We start from the raw sequence: 17,081 nt of genomic DNA, 5'->3' as shown, positions 1-17,081 counted from the left end.
CGCCCATCGCTCAAAACGCCTTCTTCCAGCCGCCGCCGTACGCGATTTCCGCGAGCGCCGCGCGCTGACGCGGCGCCTTCTCTCGCTCGCGCAATACCGGGTCCAGCTTATCGACGTCGCCGTAATGGCCAAGCGAAATCATCGCGATCGGTTCGACGTCGTTCGGCAGTTCGAAGCTCGTGCGGAACGCGTTCACGTCGAAGCCGCTCATCTGGTGCGCGGCGAGGCCGAGCGCGTGAGCCTGCAGCACCAGCGACATCGCCGCCGCACCCGCATCGTATTGCGCGCAGCGATTCACGTCGCCCTTGTTGGTCAGCGTGTGCGCGGTCACCGCGATCAGCACCGGCGCGGGCGCGTTCCAACCCTGGTTGAACGGCACCAGCGTAGCGAACGCCTTCTTGAACGCCACTTCGTCGACGCTGCGATCGAACACCAGGAAACGCCACGGCTGCGCGTTATACGAAGACGGCGCCCAGCGCGCCGCTTCGAGCACGGCACGCAACTGGTCGCGGCTCACCGGTTCGCTCGAATACGCGCGCGGGCTCCAGCGGCCTGCGATCAGTTCGTGAATGGCAACTTCGGTTGAGGCGGGTTTATTGGTCATGCGCTTCTCTCGATGGAAATTCATGATCGCCGGGCGGCTGCCCGGGGCCACATAGGATAACGGGCTTCGGCGCGCGCTCCAACCCGCGGTGAGGCGCGATGCGGGCGGTGGGGCAAAAAAGGACGGCCCCGTTGTGGGGCCGTTTGTGATTGCGTCTGCCGTTGCGTCATTCGTGCGATCGTTGCGGCGCCAGCGGCTCCGCGTGCGTCAGATCGCCTGCGGCGTCGGCACCTTCGCCGGACGGTTGATACGCAGCACGATCACCGCGGCCACAAGACACAAGCCGCCGGAAATCATCGACGCCACCGTGTAGGTGCCGAGACTCGCGCGCAGCATCCCCGCGCCGAGCGCCGCGAACGCCGCGCCGAGCTGGTGGCCGGCCACCACCCAGCCGAACACGATCGGCGCCGACTCCTTGCCGTAGACGTCGGTGGCAAGACGCACGGTCGGCGGCACGGTGGCGATCCAGTCGAGGCCGTAGAACACCGCGAACAGCGGCAACCCGAAGAAGTCGATACCGAACGCGTGCGGCAGATACATCAGCGACAGCCCGCGCAGCCCGTAGTACCAGAACAGCAGCACGCGGCTATTGAAGCGGTCCGACAGCCAGCCCGACAGCGTCGTGCCGAACAGATCGAACACGCCCATCGCGGCGAGCAGCGACGCGCCCTGCACTTCGGTCATCCCGTAGTCGCCGCACATCGCGATCAGGTGCGTGCCGACATAGCCGTTGGTGCTCGCGCCGCAAATAAAGAAGCTGAAGAACAGCAGCCAGAAGTCGCGCGTCTTGCTCGCCGACGCGAGCGTGCCGAACGCGATCGCGAGCGGATTCTGCTTCGTCATGGTGGTGGTGATCGGCGCGTCGTGCGGCTCGCCGTACGGACGCAGCTTCATGTCGGCCGGATGCTCGGGCAACAGGAACGCGACGAGCGGAATCACGACGGCCGCCGCGAGCGCGACGACCCACACCACCTGGCGCCAGCCGTAATGCTCGGCGATCGCCGCGAGCAGCGGCAGGAACACCAGCTGGCCGGTCGCCGAACTGGCGGTGAGGATACCCATCACGAGGCCACGGCGCGTGGTGAACCAGCGCGTCACAACCGTCGCCGACAGCGACAACGCCGCCACCCCGGTCGAGCCGCCGACCATCACGCCCCAGATCAACACCATCTGCCACGGGTGGCTCATCAGCGAAGACAGCGCGACGCCCGCGGCCATCGTGCCGAGCGCGGCAAGCAGCGTCGGCCGCACGCCGAAGCGCTGCATCGCGGCGGCCGCGAACGGCCCCATCAGCCCGTACAACGCGATGTTCACGGAAATCGCGAGCGAAATCGTCGCGCGACTCCAGCCGAATTGGTGTTCGAGCGGCACCATCATCACGCTCGGCGTCGCGCGCGTGCCCGCCGCCGCGAGCAACACCAGGAACACCACGGCGACGGTCAACCAGCCGTAGTGAAAACGTCCGCCTATCAGTCTCGCAGCCCAGTTCATCGGTTCTCCAATCGACGCATCATGGTGGTGACGTCGTTCGTATTATTACGGCTTCGGTAAATGACTTGTGACTGGTCTGTCACAATAGTGTTGCGATCTTAGTTACCGCTCGGTAACATGTCAAGGCGTCAATTTTATTCGGGTGACTTTCCATGTCCGACAACGAAACCCTCAAGCCGGCCGTCCCCGGTGCCCCCCGCGCCCGGCGTGCGCGCGGCGCCCAGACCGCCGGGCCGGAAGCGCAGCAGCATCTGTTGCGCGCCGCCAGCGAATTGTTCTATCGCGAAGGCGTGCGCAGCGTCGGCGTCGATGCTGTGGTCGAGCGGGCGGGTGTCAACAAGATGAGTCTGTACCGGCAGTTTTCGTCGAAGGACGAACTGGTGATGGCTTATCTGGAGCGTAAGGACGAGCAGTTTTTCGGCTACGTCGAGGCGAGCTTCGCGAAGCATCCCGGCGAGCCGGCGAAGCAGCTTCAGCAGTATTTCGACGACCTCGCGGCACGCGCGTCGATCGAGGATTACCGCGGCTGCCCGTTCGTGAACGTATCGGTCGAATTTCCGGACACCGCGCATCCGGCGCGGCAGTTCGTGTTCCGCAACAAGCAGCGTCTGATGGCGCGCCTGCTCGAACTGGCGACAGCCGCCGGCGCCGACGCGCCGGACGCGCTCGCCAACGCGCTCGGCTTGCTGATCGAAGGCGTGTACGCGGCGAGTCAGACTTACGGGCCAGGTTGCGGCCCGATCCTCGCCGCGCCGAAGGTGGCCGCGCAACTGATCGCGGCGGCTTGCGGTGGTGCGTCGGCGCGCTGAGGCGGATCGCTGAACCACCTCGTTAAGCGACTCGCCAAGCGACCCGTTAAACGGCTTGCCGAACCGCCTCGATTAAAATCACGCTTTTCCCCGCCGCGTCCGTCCGCCATGCCGTTGCCCGCCGAATCCCACGATGCCGTTATCGCCGCGACCCGTCACTGGCTGACGGAGGCCGTGATCGGACTGAACCTGTGTCCGTTCGCGAAGGCGGTGCATGTGAAGGGGCAGATCCGCTACGCGGTCAGCGACGCCGACACGCTCGAAGCCGTGCTGACCGATCTGGAAGCCGAGCTGCAGACGCTCGTCGCAGCCGATCCCGCCGCCGTCGATACCACGCTGCTGATCCTGCCGCGCGCGCTCGGCGACTTCCTCGATTTCAACGATTGTCTGTACTTCGCCGATCGGCTGATCCGGCAACTGCGGCTCGAAGGCATCGTCCAGATCGCGAGCTTTCACCCGCAGTACCAGTTCGAAGACAGCGCGCCCGACGATATCGAGAACTACACGAATCGCGCGCCCTATCCAATCCTGCATCTGCTGCGTGAGGACAGTATCGAACGGGCGGTGCAGGCGTTTCCCGATGCGGAAGATATCTACGAGCGCAACCAGGAGACGTTGCGGCGCATCGGCCGCGCAGGCTGGGATGCGCTGATGAAGCGGGAAGACTGACAGCGGTAGAACTGCTCGCGGCTAACGCTTCAGGCCGGCGCGAAGAAGCGCTCTTTCAACGCGTCGAGCCCGAGCGTTTCCAGCACTTCGCCGAGCCGCTCGGTCGGCCGACGCCGCGGCAGATCCTTGTACTGCGCAATGATCAGCTCGTTTTTCATCGAATGTTCCCAGCCGACCAGCTCGGTCACGCTGACCTGATAGCCATGCGCTTCCAGTTGCAGGCAGCGCAGCACGTTGGTGATCTGGCTGCCGAACTCGCGCGTATGCAACGGATGCCGCCAGATTTCCGTCAGCGCATTCTTCAGCGACCGGCCCTTGTTCTGGCGCAGCACACCCGCGACCTCGGCCTGGCAGCACGGCACGACGACGATGTATTTGGCGTGTTTTTCGAGCGCGAAGCGGATCGCGTCGTCGGTGGCGGTGTTGCATGCGTGCAGCGCGGTCACGATGTCGATTTCGGCGGGCAGACGCGTCGACGTGATCGAGTCCGCGACCGACAGATTCAGGAACGACATCCCCTTGAAGCCGAGCCGCGCGGCCAGCTCTTCTGACTTCGTCACCAGCTCTTCGCGCGTTTCAATGCCGTAAATGTGCGACGCCCCACCAGCGGCATCCTGAAACTCCTTGAAAAATAAGTCATACAGAATAAAACCGAGGTATGACTTGCCGGCGCCGTGATCGACGAGCGTCAGCGCGCCCTGCTGGTCCTTCAGCTCCTTGAGCAGGGGCTCGATGAACTGGAACAGATGGTAGACCTGCTTGAGCTTGCGACGGCTGTCCTGATTCATCTTGCCGTCGCGCGTGAGGATATGAAGCTCCTTCAGCAGTTCGACGGACTGGTTGGGACGGATTTCGTGGGTTTTACCGGACATCGTGTTGGATCGGCATCAATCGCAGCGCGAACGTGCGACAGATGACGGAAAAAGAGAAAAGTTACTGTCAGTTTACCCAAAGTGCGGCCCTCCCAGCGAGCGAGCCGTGCGGATCGTGCGAGACAGGCCTTCAACCTGGAACACTTCCTGCTCGAAAAGCTTCACGCGGAAACGGTTTCGGGACTGACCGAAGCCAGCCTGCGCACCGGCCCGAAGCGCGAGCACAGGCCGTGTCGCCGAAAAAAGGAGGCGGTCCGGCCCGCGACGCCGGACCAGCATGTGGGGAGGGCGACCCCGGAACAAGGGTCGAATGTTACGTAACCAGCCGTGCGCCGAGATCGCAACCGGACGCGCGCAGGGATGATGAAAGAAGAGGCGGCGATGGATACGGTACCGAACGGAAACGTCGAACAGAAATTTCAGGAAATGATGGCGAAGCTCACCGCGACGCCGGCCTGGTCGGAGAAGCAGCAACTCGAACTGGAGATGGCGCGTGACATCTCCACCGAAATGCTGCGGCTCGCCGAGGTGATGCGCGACGGCAACGTCGACCTCGAGACCTGCCTGACGATGCTCAAGTACGCAAAAGTGCTCGACTTCGTGATGACGACGCTCGCGTCGCGGCGCGATATCAAGCCGCAAACGCTGCGGGTCATCTTCAAGCTCGCCGGCCTGAAGGTCGACGAAGCCTATCCGGGTTAGTTGACGGGTAGCCGACTGCGAATGCTTGCCAACTCCGCTCGGGATCGCCTGGTCGTGTGCACGGCCTGATCCCGAGATCACCGCGCGCGGGCGGCCGCCTCAAGCCGCTCGCAACGCGGACTACTCCTTCCCTCTCCCCTCTCTTCGCAACGATTTCCTACGCACGCGGCGCCTCGACGGGCGGCGTCCCGTCATGAAACAGCGTCTTCAGTTGCGCGCGCAATTCCGGCGAATCCGCATGCTTGTGCACGCTCACCGCGTGCTGGACGGCGGCTTCGAGCAGTTCGCCGTCGCTATCGGCCGATAGCGCGACGGTGCAGCCCATTTCGCTCGGAAACTCGCGACAGTCGATGTATTTGCGGGTCATGGCAACCTCCTTGATCAGACGATCGACCCTTCCATCGATTTAAATGCGCGCGAGACGCGTCGACCGCCCGATAGGAGCGGCAGCGTGATGACGGCCGCGTATCGGGAGGCCTGCACGGATACGGGATTTAACGCGGGAAGCGACGCGAACGGCGTCCGATGAAGGGGATTCGAAAAGTATAGTTCGCGGGTTTGACGGGCGGCGTCGTGCCGCTAATCCTCGACGACGCCACGCACGCCGGAATCGAGTCTTTTCCGGCCTGGGCGTGTTGCCGGCATGTTTGCAGCGTGTTGCGCGCCGCGTAGTGCCTTGGCTCGGCCGTGAGGTCCGGTCGCGAAGTCCGGCGCAATCCGCCCGGCTTCGGCGCCGTTTGCCCCGTGCCGCGCACGGTGTGACAATAGCGCCCTTCGCGCCGCCCGCTCATCCAGTCGGTCCGACGCGCCGTCTGTTCCTCCGCCCGATCCGCAGAACCCCATGTCCTCCTCGCTCGATTTCGCCCGCGTCGCCGTGATCGGCGGCGGCCCCGCCGGCCTGATGGCCGCCGAGACGCTCGCCCGGCGCGGCGTGCAAGTCCACGTGTACGACGCGATGCCGTCGGTCGGCCGCAAGTTCCTGATGGCGGGCAAAGGCGGCATGAACATCACGCATTCGGAGCCGCTCGCACCGTTTCTCGATCGCTATGGCGCGCGCCGCGACCAGATCGCGCCGCTGCTCGATGCTTTCGGTCCCGATGCGTTACGCGCATGGCTGCACGAACTCGGTGTCGAGACGTTCGTCGGCAGCTCGGGGCGCGTGTTTCCGTCCGACATGAAGGCCGCGCCGATGCTGCGCGCGTGGCTGCATCGGCTGCGCGAGGCGGGCGTGCAATTCCATATGCGTCACAAGTGGATCGGCTGGAGTGAAGCGGCTGACGACGACACTGCCGCGCACGTGTTGCGCTTCGCCACGCCCGACGGCGAACGCACGGTGAGTTGCGACGCAGTCGTGTTCGCGCTTGGCGGCGCCAGCTGGCCTCGCCTCGGCTCCGACGCCGCATGGGTCCCGCTGATGGCCTCGCGCGACGTGCCCGTCGAGCCACTGCGACCCGCGAACTGCGGCTTCGACGCCGACTGGAGCCCCTATCTGCGCGAGCGTTTCGCCGGTCAGCCGATCAAGCCGGTCGCGATCTCACTCATCGATATAGACAAAAAAGTCCACAATCGACAAGGTGAAATACTTCTGACCGAAACGGGCCTCGAAGGGAGTCTGATCTACGCGTTGTCGGCGCCGATCCGCGAGCGGATTCTGGCCGACGGAGCGGTGACGATCGCGCTGGATCTCGCGCCAGGCTTACCGCTCGAACGCGTCGTCGAGGAAGTGACGCGGCCGCGCGGTTCGCGCTCGATCGCAAGCCATCTGCATGGCCGGATCGGGATTGGCGGCGTCAAGCTGGCGTTGCTGCACGAGATTTTGCCGAAGGACGCATTCGCCGACACGCTCCGTCTCGCGCACACGATCAAGGCGCTGCCGGTGCAGCTGCTGCGCGCGCGGCCGATCGACGAGGCGATCAGCACCGCCGGCGGAATTCCGTTCGAGGCGCTGAGCGACAGTCTGATGATCGAGCGGATGGCGGGCGCGTTCTGCGCAGGCGAAATGCTCGATTGGGAAGCACCGACGGGCGGTTATCTGCTGACCGCGTGTTTTGCCAGTGGGTTGGTGGCTGGGCGTGGCGTGGGGGCGTATCTGGAGGCGCGTGCTTGAGAGGTGACGCGGGGTGTGACACGCTCGCGCGGTTTCTGGAAGTGATGAGCGCTGTTTAAGGCCGGAGGGCGGCGAAGCTGCGACGCTGTTTAGCTGCTATGCGGTACGGCCCTGGAGCCATGAAGCCCCAACCTCACGAAGCCTCCGCAATCGTAAAACCTCAAAGCCGCACAACCGCGAGGCAGCGAGGCGTTTTTCATCCCGCCCCGCCACCCACGCCCACCCTCACCGCACCTTAAGCCGCCACAACGACGTCACCTCCGCGGCCCGCGCCGTATGCAGCGGATCGTTCTGATCGCTCGCCTTCGGATGGCGCGGCCGGATGTCCTCACGCCCCGCGACGCTCAACCCCGCGTTCTCGATCGCCGCCAGCAGCCACTCGCGCGTGCGCAGGCCCAGGTGCTCGGCAAAATCCGAAATGATTAACCAGCCCTCGCCGCCGGGCGTCAAATGATCCGCGAGTCCGTTCAGGAAGCCGAGCAACATGCGGCTGTCCGGATCGTAGACGGCGTATTCAAGCGGCGACGCCGGCCGCGCCGGCACCCACGGCGGATTGCAGACGACGAGCGGCGCCCGGCCGTCGGGAAACAGGTCCGTCTGCACGACCTCGACCTGCGCACCATAACCGAGCCGCGTGAGATTCTCGCGAGCACATGCGAGCGCGCGCGGATCCTGATCGGTGGCGACGATCCGCTGCACGCCGCGTTTGGCTAGCAGCGCGGCCAGCACGCCGGTACCCGTGCCGATATCGAACGCCAGATCGAGCGACGGCAACGGCGTGCGCGCAACCAGATCGACATACTCGCCGCGCACCGGCGAAAACACCCCGTAGTGCGGATGAATGTGCTCGCCGAGCGCCGGAATCTCGACGCCCTTCTTGCGCCACTCGTGCGCGCCGATCAACCCCAGCAGTTCACGCAGCGACACCACCGACGCCTCACCGCTCGCCGGACCATACGCTTCGACGCAGGCCTGCTGCACGTCGGGCGCGCGGCGCAACGGAATGGCGTAAGCGCCGTCGAGCGGAATCAGGATCATGCCGAGCGTGCGCGCGCGTTGCGACTGCGCCTGACGATGCAGGTTGAACGCATCGAGCGGCGTCGCGCCGTGCTTGCGCGGCTTGCGTTCGAGTCGGCGCGTGACCGCCTGCAGCAGCTGGCGCGCGTTCTGGAAGTCGCCGTGCCACAGCAGCGCGGTGCCTTCGCAGGCGAGTCGATAGGCCGAATCGGCGGTGGTGCGGTCATCGGCAACGACGACGCGCTTCGGCGGCGGCACGGCCGCCTCGGAACGCCAATGCGCGGTGCGCGGGCCGTCGGCTTCGGGCCAGGTGATAGATGCGGGGCTGGTCATGGTGAGATGAGATCGATGTTGCGTTGCCGGCGACAGAAGCCGCGAGAGCGGGCCGGCACGTCCGCTAGCCACATGGCCATAACGGACGACGCCCGAATGGTACCGCACCGAAGCCACGCCGATTCACGCTGATGCATGCGCTGGCGCACTCTCAATGGTGAGACACAAATTCCATAAATTCAGACAATATTGTCTATAAAAGACAAGGTGAAATAGATAGCGTGATTTTTAGAGCCTTCTGCTGCCTCACCTCTCCGAAATAATTTGTCGACTGTCAAATGTAAAAAATTAGGCATGCCTAAAAATAGACAAAAATATCTACGATAGACAAGGTGAAATAGATAGCGTGATTTTTGGTCCTTTGCGAGACTCACCCTCCCAGGGTGAGCCCGCCCAGTAAGGGTTTCGCACCGATCGACCATTTCGCGCGGGCGCCAGAAACGCAAAAAGCGCCGTCGAATCCGATGGCGCTTTTTATTGCGCGTGGCTGCTTCGGCCACGCGGACACCACGCCGACGGGCCCAGGCCCGTCGGCGCCGAACCGCATCAGCCGGTCAACACCGAGTTGTAGGTGGTCCCCGCGATCACCACGTTGTTCAGCGTGATGCCGTTGGTGTTGACCACGAACAGCGGCCCCGGCACCGTCGACGATGCCGGCCCCGTGCAGACCGGTGTGCCCAGGTTGCAGTCGGAAATCGTCACGCCGGTAATCGGCGACACCGTCGGCACGGGCAGCGGGCCGTTGTAGTCGGCGGACACCGGGCCTTGCGCGACGATCGCCTGGAAGCACGAGTTCGAGCCAGCGGTGAAGCCCGACGTCATCGCATACGTGACGCTGCCCGACACGTTGGTCGCGTTCACGTTCGAGATGTTGACGTTGTTGATGGTCGCCGGATTCCAGCGCACCGCGTCGCCCGACGGGCTGTAGTCGCAGTCGAACGTGATGAGGCCGCCCTGCCCCGTCGACGGATTGCTCACCAGACCGACCGTGCCCGAGCCCGCGACCGAACCCGGCACGCCCGAACCCAGCGCGCCGCCGCCGAACTTGCCCGCGAGGTTCACGCCATTGGGCAGCGTCACGCCGTTGATCCACACGTTGTTGATGAAGCCGCCGCGATTCATGTTGGTCTTGAAGCGCAGCGCGATATTGAGCGGATTGCTCGCCCAGTTTTCGTTTTGCATCGTCAGGTTGCGCGCGTAGACATTCTCGACGCCCGCGCTCATTTCACTGCCGATCGTCAGACCGCCGTGGCCGCTTTGCATCGTGCAATTCTGCACGACGATGTTCTGCATCGGGCCGTATTCGGTGTCGAGGCACTTGCCGGATTTGATCGCGATGCAGTCGTCGCCGGTGTTGAACTGGACGTTCTGCACCAGCACCGTGTTGCACGCGTCCGGGTCGAAGCCGTCGTTGTTCGGGCCGACGCTGTCGGCGAACACACCGTCGATCACCACGTTCGAGCAGGCGGTCGGATGGTGCTGCCAGAACGGCGTGTTCTGCGTGTGGTAGTTCTGCAGCAGCACATTGGTGCAGCCGATCAGCTCGACCATGCACGGGCGCAGGTAGTGGCCGTTGCCGAACACGCGGTTCAGCACCGGCACGCCGAGTTCGGACAGCGCCGGCAGATAGTTCTGATCCTGCTGCCAGCTCGAGCTGGTCAGCAGCGTCATCAGCGTCGTCGTCAGGCCGTCCTGGTTCGTGAACGACACGTTGGCCTTCGGATTGGTGATCTGCGACGCCGGCAGGCTCGTCAGCGCGACGTTGTTCGTGTTCGTGAATGCCTGCGACGGCGTCGACGAACCGGCGCAGCCGTATTCGCTAGTCGTGCCCTTGAAGGTCCACCAGCACGAAGTCGGCGCCTGGGTGCTCAGCTGGATCGGCGTCATCGCCTGGCCGTTCAGCACGCAGGTGTTGTCGTCGGCGGTGACGGCGATGTTTTTCTGCTGATACGCGTAGATCGGCGAACCGAAGTTCAGGCAGTCGTTGGCCTGCCAGCGGGTCCAGTACAGATTGCCGTTGGCGGTCGGGTACGGGCCGCTCTTCGCGTAGTCGGCGGGGTTCGGGCTGAAATAGATCGTACAGCCCGAGCTCAGGTGGAAGTTCACGTTGCTCAACAGCACGATCGGGCCGCCGCAATACCAGTTGCCGGCCGGCACGACCACCCGGCCGCCGCCGGCCTGGTTCGCGGCGCGGATCGCGGCATTGAACGCGGAGCACGAGTCGTACGCCGACGACGTGTAGTCGCACGGCACCATGATGTTCGAGCCGGGACTTTGCAGGTCATTGGTCGGATGCGCGGTCTGCTCGGAGCCGCCCGTCACCCACGGAATCGTGCCGCCCGGCCAGGCGGTCGACTGGATCAGTGCGGCCGCCGGCAGCGCCTGCGCGCCATAGGTCGCCACCTGGAAATCGACTGACGGGAACATCGACGGTGTGATGTTCGCGAGTTTGTTGATGATCGCGGTGGCCTGGCCGTTGGTGCCCCAGATCGGATCGGCGTCCACGGTGGTCGGCGTGCTCGTGGTGGGCGGCGTGCTGCTGCCGCCGCTCGCGGCCGGCGCGCTCGTCGAGCCGCCGCAACCGGGCAAGCCCGCCAGCAGCCCGGCGCCCGCCGTGACGCCGGCGAACGCGAGAAAGCTGCGCCGAGCCGGCGATTGCGGATGTGCCTGCTGCGCGTCGTTGCGTGAATCTTCGACTTTCCTCGACATGAACCCTGTCTCCTATGAGCCTGCGTGTTGTGACGCGCCGCAGTCGTTGCCAGCGCGGGTATCTTTACCGCCATCTTGTAAGACGACGTACAAATTCTCTCTATTTTTCGTCTCAGAAAACGCGATGAGGACAGCGTTTTCTCTCGGCAAAATTTTCTGTTTTCCTGGTAAATAGAGGGTATACGGATTTTCCCTCGGATCTTCGCTGATGTAAGACATACGATAACTTAGAAGGAAATCAGTGCAGGAACCTGTATTTTCAAAACCGAAGGAAGATAGAATTTTTTTGAAAGAAATACGAAAGATAAGGTCGAGAAAAACGGGAAGCGGCACGCGCAGGAAATTGCGTCGTTGAATGCGCAATTGCAGGCGACGCACGCTCAGCTCGCCGCACAAAACGCCCAGATGCTCAATTCGGTCCGGCAGCACGCACCGCCTCAGGTCACGCCGATCCAGCAGCCGGGTAGCGGAGACGTTCGCTGCATCAGCACGGGTATTTATACGAACTGCCGGTATTAAGGGGCGTGATTTCCCTGAGCCCCTACGGGGAAAAAGCGGCGCCAGAAACAAAAAACCCCGTCAGACGATGTCTGACGGGGTTTTCGGGTAATGCTGGGTACAACTGAAAACTAACTGGTGCCGGCTGCAGGACTCGAACCCGCCACCTCATGATTACAAGTCAAGCGCTCTACCTGATGAGCTAAGCCGGCATGAGGCCGTGATTCTACTTCATTTCACGATCTTAAGGCGAGCCCTTCCGCCGCCTTTCGAGCCGTCGTCATCGGGCTGCGGCTTGCTCACCGTTTCGCCGTCGCTGTCCGCGGCCGGTTCGGCCGGCACACTCTCGAGCGCGCGCGGGGCGGCCGGCGTGTCGGCTTCGTCGGTAGCGTCCGCGCCGGAATCCTGTGCCTCACCGCCCGCCGATTCGACCGGGAACGCCATCCCCTGGCCGTTCTCGCGCGCGTAGATCGCGAGAATATTGGCGATCGGCACTTCGATCTTGTGCGACTTGCCGGAGAAGCGCGCGTTGAACTCGATCCATTCGTTGCCCATCTGCAGCTGGCTGGTCGCCTCGAAGCTGATGTTCAACACGATCTCGTTGTCGCGCACGAACTGGCGCGGCACGCGCGTCTGATTGTCGACGCGGACCGCGATGTGCGGGGTGTAGCCGTTATCCGTGCACCATTCGTAGAGCGCGCGCAGCAGATAAGGCTTCGTGGAAATCTCTTGCATCAACAGTCCTCTTGCGGGCGCGGGCACGCATCAGGACGATGCGGCGCCCGCGCTCCAAAGCCAAACTCAACGACGCATCACCTTTTCCGACGGCGTCAGCGCTTCGATATAAGCCGGGCGGCTGAAAATGCGCTCGGCGTACTTCATCAGCGGCGCGGCGTTCTTCGACAGCTCGATGCCGTAGTGATCCAGACGCCACAGCAGCGGCGCGATCGCGACGTCGAGCATCGAGAATTCTTCGCCGAGCATGTACTTGTTCTTCAGGAAGATCGGCGCGAGTTGCGTCAGACGATCGCGGATCGCGAGACGTGCCTTCTCGTGATTCTTTTCCGCAGCCTTGCCCTTTTCGTTTTCGAGCGTGCCGACGTGGACGAACAGCTCTTTCTCGAAGTTGAGCAGGAACAGGCGCGCGCGCGCACGCTGCACCGGATCCGCCGGCATCAGTTGCGGATGCGGGAAGCGCTCGTCGATGTACTCGTTGATGATGTTCGATTCGTACAGAATCAGGTCCCGTTCGACGAGAATCGGCACCTGACCATACGGATTCATCACGGCGATGTCTTCCGGCTTGTTGAACAGGTCGACGTCGCGGATCTCGAAGTCCATGCCCTTTTCGAACAACACCAGGCGGCAACGCTGGGAGAACGGGCAAGTAGTGCCGGAATACAGAACCATCATGTTTACATTTCCTCAAAAAGCTGAAGGGCCAGCGCGCGGAAAAACCGTTCAGCAGGTCTTTCCTGGCGCCGGCCCCACGCCGTGATGCGGCGTGATTATTTGATATGTTTCCAGTACGCGGCGTTCAGTCGCCAGGCGAAAAAGCTCAGGATACCGAGGAACATCAGCACCCACACGCCAAGTTGCTTGCGGGTTTGCTGAGTCGGTTCGGACATCCATGACAGGTACGACACGAGGTCGGCCACAGCAGAATCATAATCTACCGGCGACATCGTTCCCGGAGTGAGCTGCTGGAAACCAAGGAATTTGTGTACCGTTTCGCCGGTTTTTTCGTCGGTTTCGTCGCCGAACTTCGCCGCACGCTGCCCCTGAAGCTGCCACAGCACGTGAGGCATGCTCACGTTTTCATACACCAGATTGTTCCAGCCGGTCGGCCGCGTATCGTCGCGATAGAACGTGCGCAGATACGTGTACAGCCAGTCCCGTCCGCGCGCCCGCGCCTCCACCGACAGATCCGGCGGCGTCGCGCCGAACCACGTTTTCGCGTCGTCCGGGCGCATGGCCACGGTCATCGTGTTGCCGATCTTGTCGGTGGTGAACAGCAGATTCGCCTGGATTTCGTTCGGCGAAATGCCGAGATCGGTCAGGCGGTTGTAGCGCATCAGGTTCGCGCTGTGACAATTCAGGCAGTAGTTTACAAACAATTGCGCGCCACGCTGCAAAGAAGCGAAATTGTTCGTGTTGTCGGGTGCGCGGTCGAGCGGAAAATTCTCGTCCGCGTGGGCAGGAGCGGCCAGCAGCGCGAGCACCGTCGCGCCGACCAGCGCGCACGTCGAAAGCAGTTTTTTCATCTTCGTGTTCTCCTGGCTCGCGATTAGTGAGGCTTGAACCGCACCCGCTCCGGCGGCTGCTTGAACGTGCCAAGCCTCGTCCAGAACGGCATGCCGAGGAAAAACGCGAAGTAAATCAGCGCGCAGACCTGGGCGATCAGCGTGGCGACCGGCGATGGCGGCCGCGTGCCGAGGAAGCCGAGCGTCAGGAACGCGATCACGAAGATGGCGTAGAACACCTTGTGGAAAAACGGCCGGTAGCGAATCGACCTGACCGGCGACTGGTCGAGCCACGGCAGGAAGAACAGCGAAATCACCGCGCTGCCCATCACCACCACGCCCCAGAACTTCGACTCGGTGAAGGCCATCGCCAGAATCACCAGCACCGCGAGCACCGGCAGGCCGAGCTTCCACTTGCCGCGCGCCTTCACCAGCGCCAGCAGGCCGAGCAGCCCGATCACAATCATCAGCACAATCTTGAACGGGTCGGTGGTCGCGCGCAGCATCGCATAAAAAGCGGTGAAGTACCAAACCGGCGCAATTTCCGGCGGCGTTTGCAGCGGATTAGCGGGAACGAAGTTGTTCGCTTCGAGGAAGTAGCCGCCCATTTCCGGCGCGAAGAAGATGATCGCCGCGAAAATCAGCAGGAACACCGTCACGCCCATGAAATCGTGCACCGAGTAGAACGGGTGAAACGGGATGCCGTCGAGCGGCTTGCCGTCCGGGCCCTTCTTCGCCTTGATCTCGATGCCGTCCGGGTTGTTCGAGCCGACTTCGTGCAGCGCGACCAGGTGCGCGATCACGAGGCCGACCAGCACCAGCGGAATCGCGATCACGTGAAACGCGAAGAAGCGGTTCAGCGTGACATCCGAGACCACATAGTCGCCGCGAATCCACAGCGACAGATCCGGCCCGATGAACGGAATCGCCGAGAACAGGTTCACGATCACCTGCGCGCCCCAGAACGACATCTGGCCCCACGGCAGCAGGTAGCCGAAGAACGCCTCGGCCATCAGACACAGGAAGATCAGGCAGCCGAAAATCCACACCAGCTCGCGCGGCTTGCGATACGAGCCGTACATGAGCCCGCGGAACATGTGCAGGTACACGACGACGAAGAACATCGACGCGCCCGTCGAGTGCATGTAGCGGATCAACCAGCCCCACGGCACCTCGCGCATGATGTACTCGACCGACGCGAACGCGAGCGTCGCATCGGGCTTGTAGTTCATCGTCAGGAAGATGCCGGTGACGATCTGGTTGACCAGCACCAGCAGGGCAAGCGAACCGAAGAAGTACCAGAAGTTGAAGTTCTTCGGCGCGTAGTACTCGGAAACGTGCTTCTTCCACGTCGCCGTCATCGGGAAGCGCTGGTCGATCCAACCCGCCAGCCCGGTCGTCTCTACTTCGTGTTCGCTCGCCATTACGCTTCTCCTTTCTCGTCTTTCCCGATCACGAGGGCCGTCGGCGACGTGAACATGAAGCGCGGGATGTCGAGGTTTTGCGGGGCGGGTTTGTTCTTGAAGACGCGGCCGGCCATGTCGTAGGTCGAGCCGTGGCAAGGACACAGGAAGCCGCCGGGCCAGTCGTCGGGGAGATTGGGCTGCGGGCCCTCCTGAAAGCGCGGCGTCGGCGTGCAGCCCAGATGCGTGCAAACGGCGACGGCGACGAGCAGGTGCTTGTTCTCGGCACGCGAACGGAATTCGTTGTTGCAGTAGTCCGGCAACGGCATCGAGAACGGATTCAGCGAGTGGGGATCCGCCAACTGGCTATCGGCTTTCTGAACATCGGCGAGCATGCGGTCCGTGCGGTTGATGATCCACACCGGCTTGCCGCGCCAGGCGACCGTCATCATGTCGCCGGGCTTCAAACTGCTGATATCGACTTCGACCGGGGCACCGGCTGCCTTGGCCTTTTCGGATGGTGCAAACGAACTAACAAAGGGTACGACAACGGCAACACCTCCTATGCCGCCTGCTACGGTCGTCGCTACCAGCCAGTTACGGCGGCTGCCATCGACGCGTTCCTCTTCTTTGTCTCGCATCACACGCCCCACTTCTGAGTTGGATTTTTCCTTCACGTCGCTTCTACCGCCGCTAGTTTGCTCGAATGGAGTCGCCATTTACAAGGGCCGATTGCCAAAAACCGTGCGAAGCCCTTGATAACTCAGGGTTTGTCCGTACCGATCGCAAACTTTTTCGCACCTCCTTTTAAGCGCCTTCTTCGCTATTCATGCGCTTTTCTTCGTTAATGCAATTTGCAATTCAAACGGGATTGGGGATATCGATAAAGAGGTGTTCGATATCGAACGATTCGGACAGGTGCTTGCCCACCGCCTGCACGCCGAAGCGCTCGGTCGCGTGGTGGCCGGCCGCGAGAAACGCGACGCCGCTCTCCGCCGCCGTGTGCATCACCGACTCCGACACTTCGCCGGTCAGATAGACGTCGGCGCCGGCGTTGATCGCCGCGTCGAACATGCCTTGCGCGGCACCCGTGCACCAGCCGACACGGCGCAGCTCCATGTCCGGATCGCCGAACACGAGCGGCGCGCGGCCCAGCGTCTGCTCGATTTCCGCGGTCAGGTGCGACAGCGTGATCGGCATCGGCAGGGTGGCGAGCCAGCCGAGGTCGTTGTCGCCGAAACGGGCATCGCTGATCCAGCCCATCTTCTCGCCGATCTGCGCGTTATTGCCGAGCTCGGGGTGATCGTCGAGCGGCAGATGGTAGGCGAACAGGTTCAGGTCGTTCGCGATCAGCAGCTTCAGGCGCGCGTGTTTGCGGCCGGTGATCTGCGGCGCCTCGTTGCGCCAGAAGTAGCCGTGATGGACCAGCACGGCGTCCGCGCCCCACTCGAGCGCGGCCTCGAGGAAGGCCACCGAAGCGGTCACGCCGGTCGCGAGTTTGTTGACCCGGCGACGTCCCTCGACCTGCAATCCGTTCGGGCAATAGTCCTTGAAGCGCGCGGTTTCAAGGAGATTGTTCAAGTACAATTCAAGTTCGATCCGATCCATATAGACCTCTAGTCTT

17 protein-coding genes and 1 tRNA gene are annotated in these 17,081 nt (G+C 63.0%); 4 read left to right on the top strand and 14 right to left on the bottom strand.

Annotated elements, in window-relative coordinates; all coding sequences use genetic code 11:
- Positions 1-10: 10 nt before the first annotated feature.
- Positions 11-604: a nitroreductase family protein gene (locus tag HHL14_RS23755; RefSeq protein WP_206002482.1), complete on the bottom strand. Its 594-nt coding sequence runs from the start codon at positions 602-604 to the stop codon at positions 11-13.
- Between the two features lie 207 nt (positions 605-811).
- The gene (locus HHL14_RS23750) at positions 812-2,095 is read right to left on the bottom strand and encodes an MFS transporter (RefSeq protein WP_169500024.1); all 1,284 of its coding nucleotides are present in this window, start codon (positions 2,093-2,095) and stop codon (positions 812-814) included.
- A gap of 152 nt (positions 2,096-2,247) precedes the next feature.
- Between HHL14_RS23750 and HHL14_RS23745 the strand changes: the two genes are divergently transcribed.
- On the top strand, positions 2,248-2,904 hold the full coding sequence (locus HHL14_RS23745) for a TetR/AcrR family transcriptional regulator (RefSeq protein ID WP_169500023.1): 657 nt from the start codon (positions 2,248-2,250) through the stop codon (positions 2,902-2,904).
- 108 nt (positions 2,905-3,012) lie between these two features.
- The gene (locus HHL14_RS23740; RefSeq protein WP_169500022.1) at positions 3,013-3,573 is read left to right on the top strand and encodes a DUF1415 domain-containing protein; all 561 of its coding nucleotides are present in this window, start codon (positions 3,013-3,015) and stop codon (positions 3,571-3,573) included.
- A gap of 29 nt (positions 3,574-3,602) precedes the next feature.
- Here HHL14_RS23740 and HHL14_RS23735 read toward each other — a convergent pair whose 3' ends face one another.
- Complete coding sequence (locus HHL14_RS23735; RefSeq protein WP_169500021.1) at positions 3,603-4,445, bottom strand: class I SAM-dependent methyltransferase; 843 nt, start codon at positions 4,443-4,445, stop codon at positions 3,603-3,605.
- Positions 4,446-4,826: 381 nt separating this feature from the next.
- Between HHL14_RS23735 and HHL14_RS23730 the strand changes: the two genes are divergently transcribed.
- Positions 4,827-5,147 carry a type II toxin-antitoxin system HicA family toxin gene (locus HHL14_RS23730; protein WP_169500079.1) on the top strand — a complete coding sequence of 107 codons (321 nt, stop codon included), beginning with the start codon at positions 4,827-4,829 and terminating at the stop codon, positions 5,145-5,147.
- 157 nt (positions 5,148-5,304) lie between these two features.
- Here HHL14_RS23730 and HHL14_RS23725 read toward each other — a convergent pair whose 3' ends face one another.
- On the bottom strand, positions 5,305-5,514 hold the full coding sequence (locus HHL14_RS23725; protein ID WP_169500020.1) for a DUF1059 domain-containing protein: 210 nt from the start codon (positions 5,512-5,514) through the stop codon (positions 5,305-5,307).
- Between the two features lie 474 nt (positions 5,515-5,988).
- On the opposite strand from HHL14_RS23725, the gene HHL14_RS23720 reads away from it, so the two are divergent.
- Complete coding sequence (locus HHL14_RS23720; RefSeq protein WP_169500019.1) at positions 5,989-7,254, top strand: TIGR03862 family flavoprotein; 1,266 nt, start codon at positions 5,989-5,991, stop codon at positions 7,252-7,254.
- A 225-nt stretch (positions 7,255-7,479) separates the two neighbouring features.
- Here HHL14_RS23720 and HHL14_RS23715 read toward each other — a convergent pair whose 3' ends face one another.
- From HHL14_RS23715 to HHL14_RS23670, 10 genes are all read right to left on the bottom strand, one after another.
- A complete protein-coding gene (locus HHL14_RS23715; protein ID WP_169500018.1) occupies positions 7,480-8,604 on the bottom strand; it encodes a methyltransferase in 1,125 nt (374 codons plus the stop codon).
- 546 nt (positions 8,605-9,150) lie between these two features.
- Complete coding sequence (locus HHL14_RS23710) at positions 9,151-11,313, bottom strand: glycoside hydrolase family 28 protein (protein ID WP_169500017.1); 2,163 nt, start codon at positions 11,311-11,313, stop codon at positions 9,151-9,153.
- Between the two features lie 12 nt (positions 11,314-11,325).
- Complete coding sequence (locus HHL14_RS23705; protein ID WP_169500016.1) at positions 11,326-11,742, bottom strand: hypothetical protein; 417 nt, start codon at positions 11,740-11,742, stop codon at positions 11,326-11,328.
- Positions 11,743-11,947: 205 nt separating this feature from the next.
- A tRNA-Thr gene (locus HHL14_RS23700) sits at positions 11,948-12,023 on the bottom strand.
- Positions 12,024-12,042: 19 nt separating this feature from the next.
- Positions 12,043-12,546 carry a ClpXP protease specificity-enhancing factor gene (locus HHL14_RS23695; protein ID WP_169500015.1) on the bottom strand — a complete coding sequence of 168 codons (504 nt, stop codon included), beginning with the start codon at positions 12,544-12,546 and terminating at the stop codon, positions 12,043-12,045.
- Positions 12,547-12,612: 66 nt separating this feature from the next.
- A complete protein-coding gene (locus HHL14_RS23690; protein ID WP_006052302.1) occupies positions 12,613-13,224 on the bottom strand; it encodes a glutathione S-transferase N-terminal domain-containing protein in 612 nt (203 codons plus the stop codon).
- A 95-nt stretch (positions 13,225-13,319) separates the two neighbouring features.
- Positions 13,320-14,075 (bottom strand): cytochrome c1, encoded by a 756-nt coding sequence (locus tag HHL14_RS23685; RefSeq protein WP_169500014.1) that lies wholly within the window; start codon positions 14,073-14,075, stop codon positions 13,320-13,322.
- 23 nt (positions 14,076-14,098) lie between these two features.
- The gene (locus HHL14_RS23680) at positions 14,099-15,478 is read right to left on the bottom strand and encodes a cytochrome b (RefSeq protein ID WP_169500013.1); all 1,380 of its coding nucleotides are present in this window, start codon (positions 15,476-15,478) and stop codon (positions 14,099-14,101) included.
- A complete protein-coding gene (petA, locus tag HHL14_RS23675) occupies positions 15,478-16,098 on the bottom strand; it encodes a ubiquinol-cytochrome c reductase iron-sulfur subunit (RefSeq protein ID WP_169500078.1) in 621 nt (206 codons plus the stop codon). Before petA ends, HHL14_RS23680 begins: the two co-directional genes overlap by 1 nt.
- A gap of 220 nt (positions 16,099-16,318) precedes the next feature.
- Entirely contained in the window at positions 16,319-17,065 is a 747-nt protein-coding gene (locus HHL14_RS23670; RefSeq protein WP_169500012.1) for a Nif3-like dinuclear metal center hexameric protein, read from the bottom strand.
- Positions 17,066-17,081: the final 16 nt, after the last annotated feature.

Origin of the sequence: Paraburkholderia antibiotica, from assembly GCF_012927125.1 — a bacterium.
Lineage (GTDB): Bacteria > Pseudomonadota > Gammaproteobacteria > Burkholderiales > Burkholderiaceae > Paraburkholderia > Paraburkholderia antibiotica.
Note: the sequence above shows the minus strand (reverse complement) of the source record. Positions and strands in the feature narration are given on the sequence as shown.

Bases quoted from the DNA above. Each gene is read 5' to 3' on its own strand.
- HHL14_RS23720 (WP_169500019.1), top strand. From the start codon at position 5,989: ATGTCCTCCTCGCTCGATTTCGCCCGCGTCGCCGTGATCGGCGGCGGC.
- HHL14_RS23680 (WP_169500013.1), bottom strand. From the start codon at position 15,478: ATGGCGAGCGAACACGAAGTAGAGACGACCGGGCTGGCGGGTTGGATC.
- HHL14_RS23715 (WP_169500018.1), bottom strand. From the start codon at position 8,604: ATGACCAGCCCCGCATCTATCACCTGGCCCGAAGCCGACGGCCCGCGC.
- HHL14_RS23730 (WP_169500079.1), top strand. From the start codon at position 4,827: ATGGATACGGTACCGAACGGAAACGTCGAACAGAAATTTCAGGAAATG.
- HHL14_RS23745 (WP_169500023.1), top strand. From the start codon at position 2,248: ATGTCCGACAACGAAACCCTCAAGCCGGCCGTCCCCGGTGCCCCCCGC.
- petA (WP_169500078.1), bottom strand. From the start codon at position 16,098: ATGCGAGACAAAGAAGAGGAACGCGTCGATGGCAGCCGCCGTAACTGG.
- HHL14_RS23670 (WP_169500012.1), bottom strand. From the start codon at position 17,065: ATGGATCGGATCGAACTTGAATTGTACTTGAACAATCTCCTTGAAACC.
- HHL14_RS23690 (WP_006052302.1), bottom strand. From the start codon at position 13,224: ATGATGGTTCTGTATTCCGGCACTACTTGCCCGTTCTCCCAGCGTTGC.
- HHL14_RS23710 (WP_169500017.1), bottom strand. From the start codon at position 11,313: ATGTCGAGGAAAGTCGAAGATTCACGCAACGACGCGCAGCAGGCACAT.
- HHL14_RS23750 (WP_169500024.1), bottom strand. From the start codon at position 2,095: ATGAACTGGGCTGCGAGACTGATAGGCGGACGTTTTCACTACGGCTGG.
- HHL14_RS23755 (WP_206002482.1), bottom strand. From the start codon at position 604: ATGACCAATAAACCCGCCTCAACCGAAGTTGCCATTCACGAACTGATC.
- HHL14_RS23735 (WP_169500021.1), bottom strand. From the start codon at position 4,445: ATGTCCGGTAAAACCCACGAAATCCGTCCCAACCAGTCCGTCGAACTG.
- HHL14_RS23685 (WP_169500014.1), bottom strand. From the start codon at position 14,075: ATGAAAAAACTGCTTTCGACGTGCGCGCTGGTCGGCGCGACGGTGCTC.
- HHL14_RS23725 (WP_169500020.1), bottom strand. From the start codon at position 5,514: ATGACCCGCAAATACATCGACTGTCGCGAGTTTCCGAGCGAAATGGGC.
- HHL14_RS23740 (WP_169500022.1), top strand. From the start codon at position 3,013: ATGCCGTTGCCCGCCGAATCCCACGATGCCGTTATCGCCGCGACCCGT.
- HHL14_RS23695 (WP_169500015.1), bottom strand. From the start codon at position 12,546: ATGCAAGAGATTTCCACGAAGCCTTATCTGCTGCGCGCGCTCTACGAA.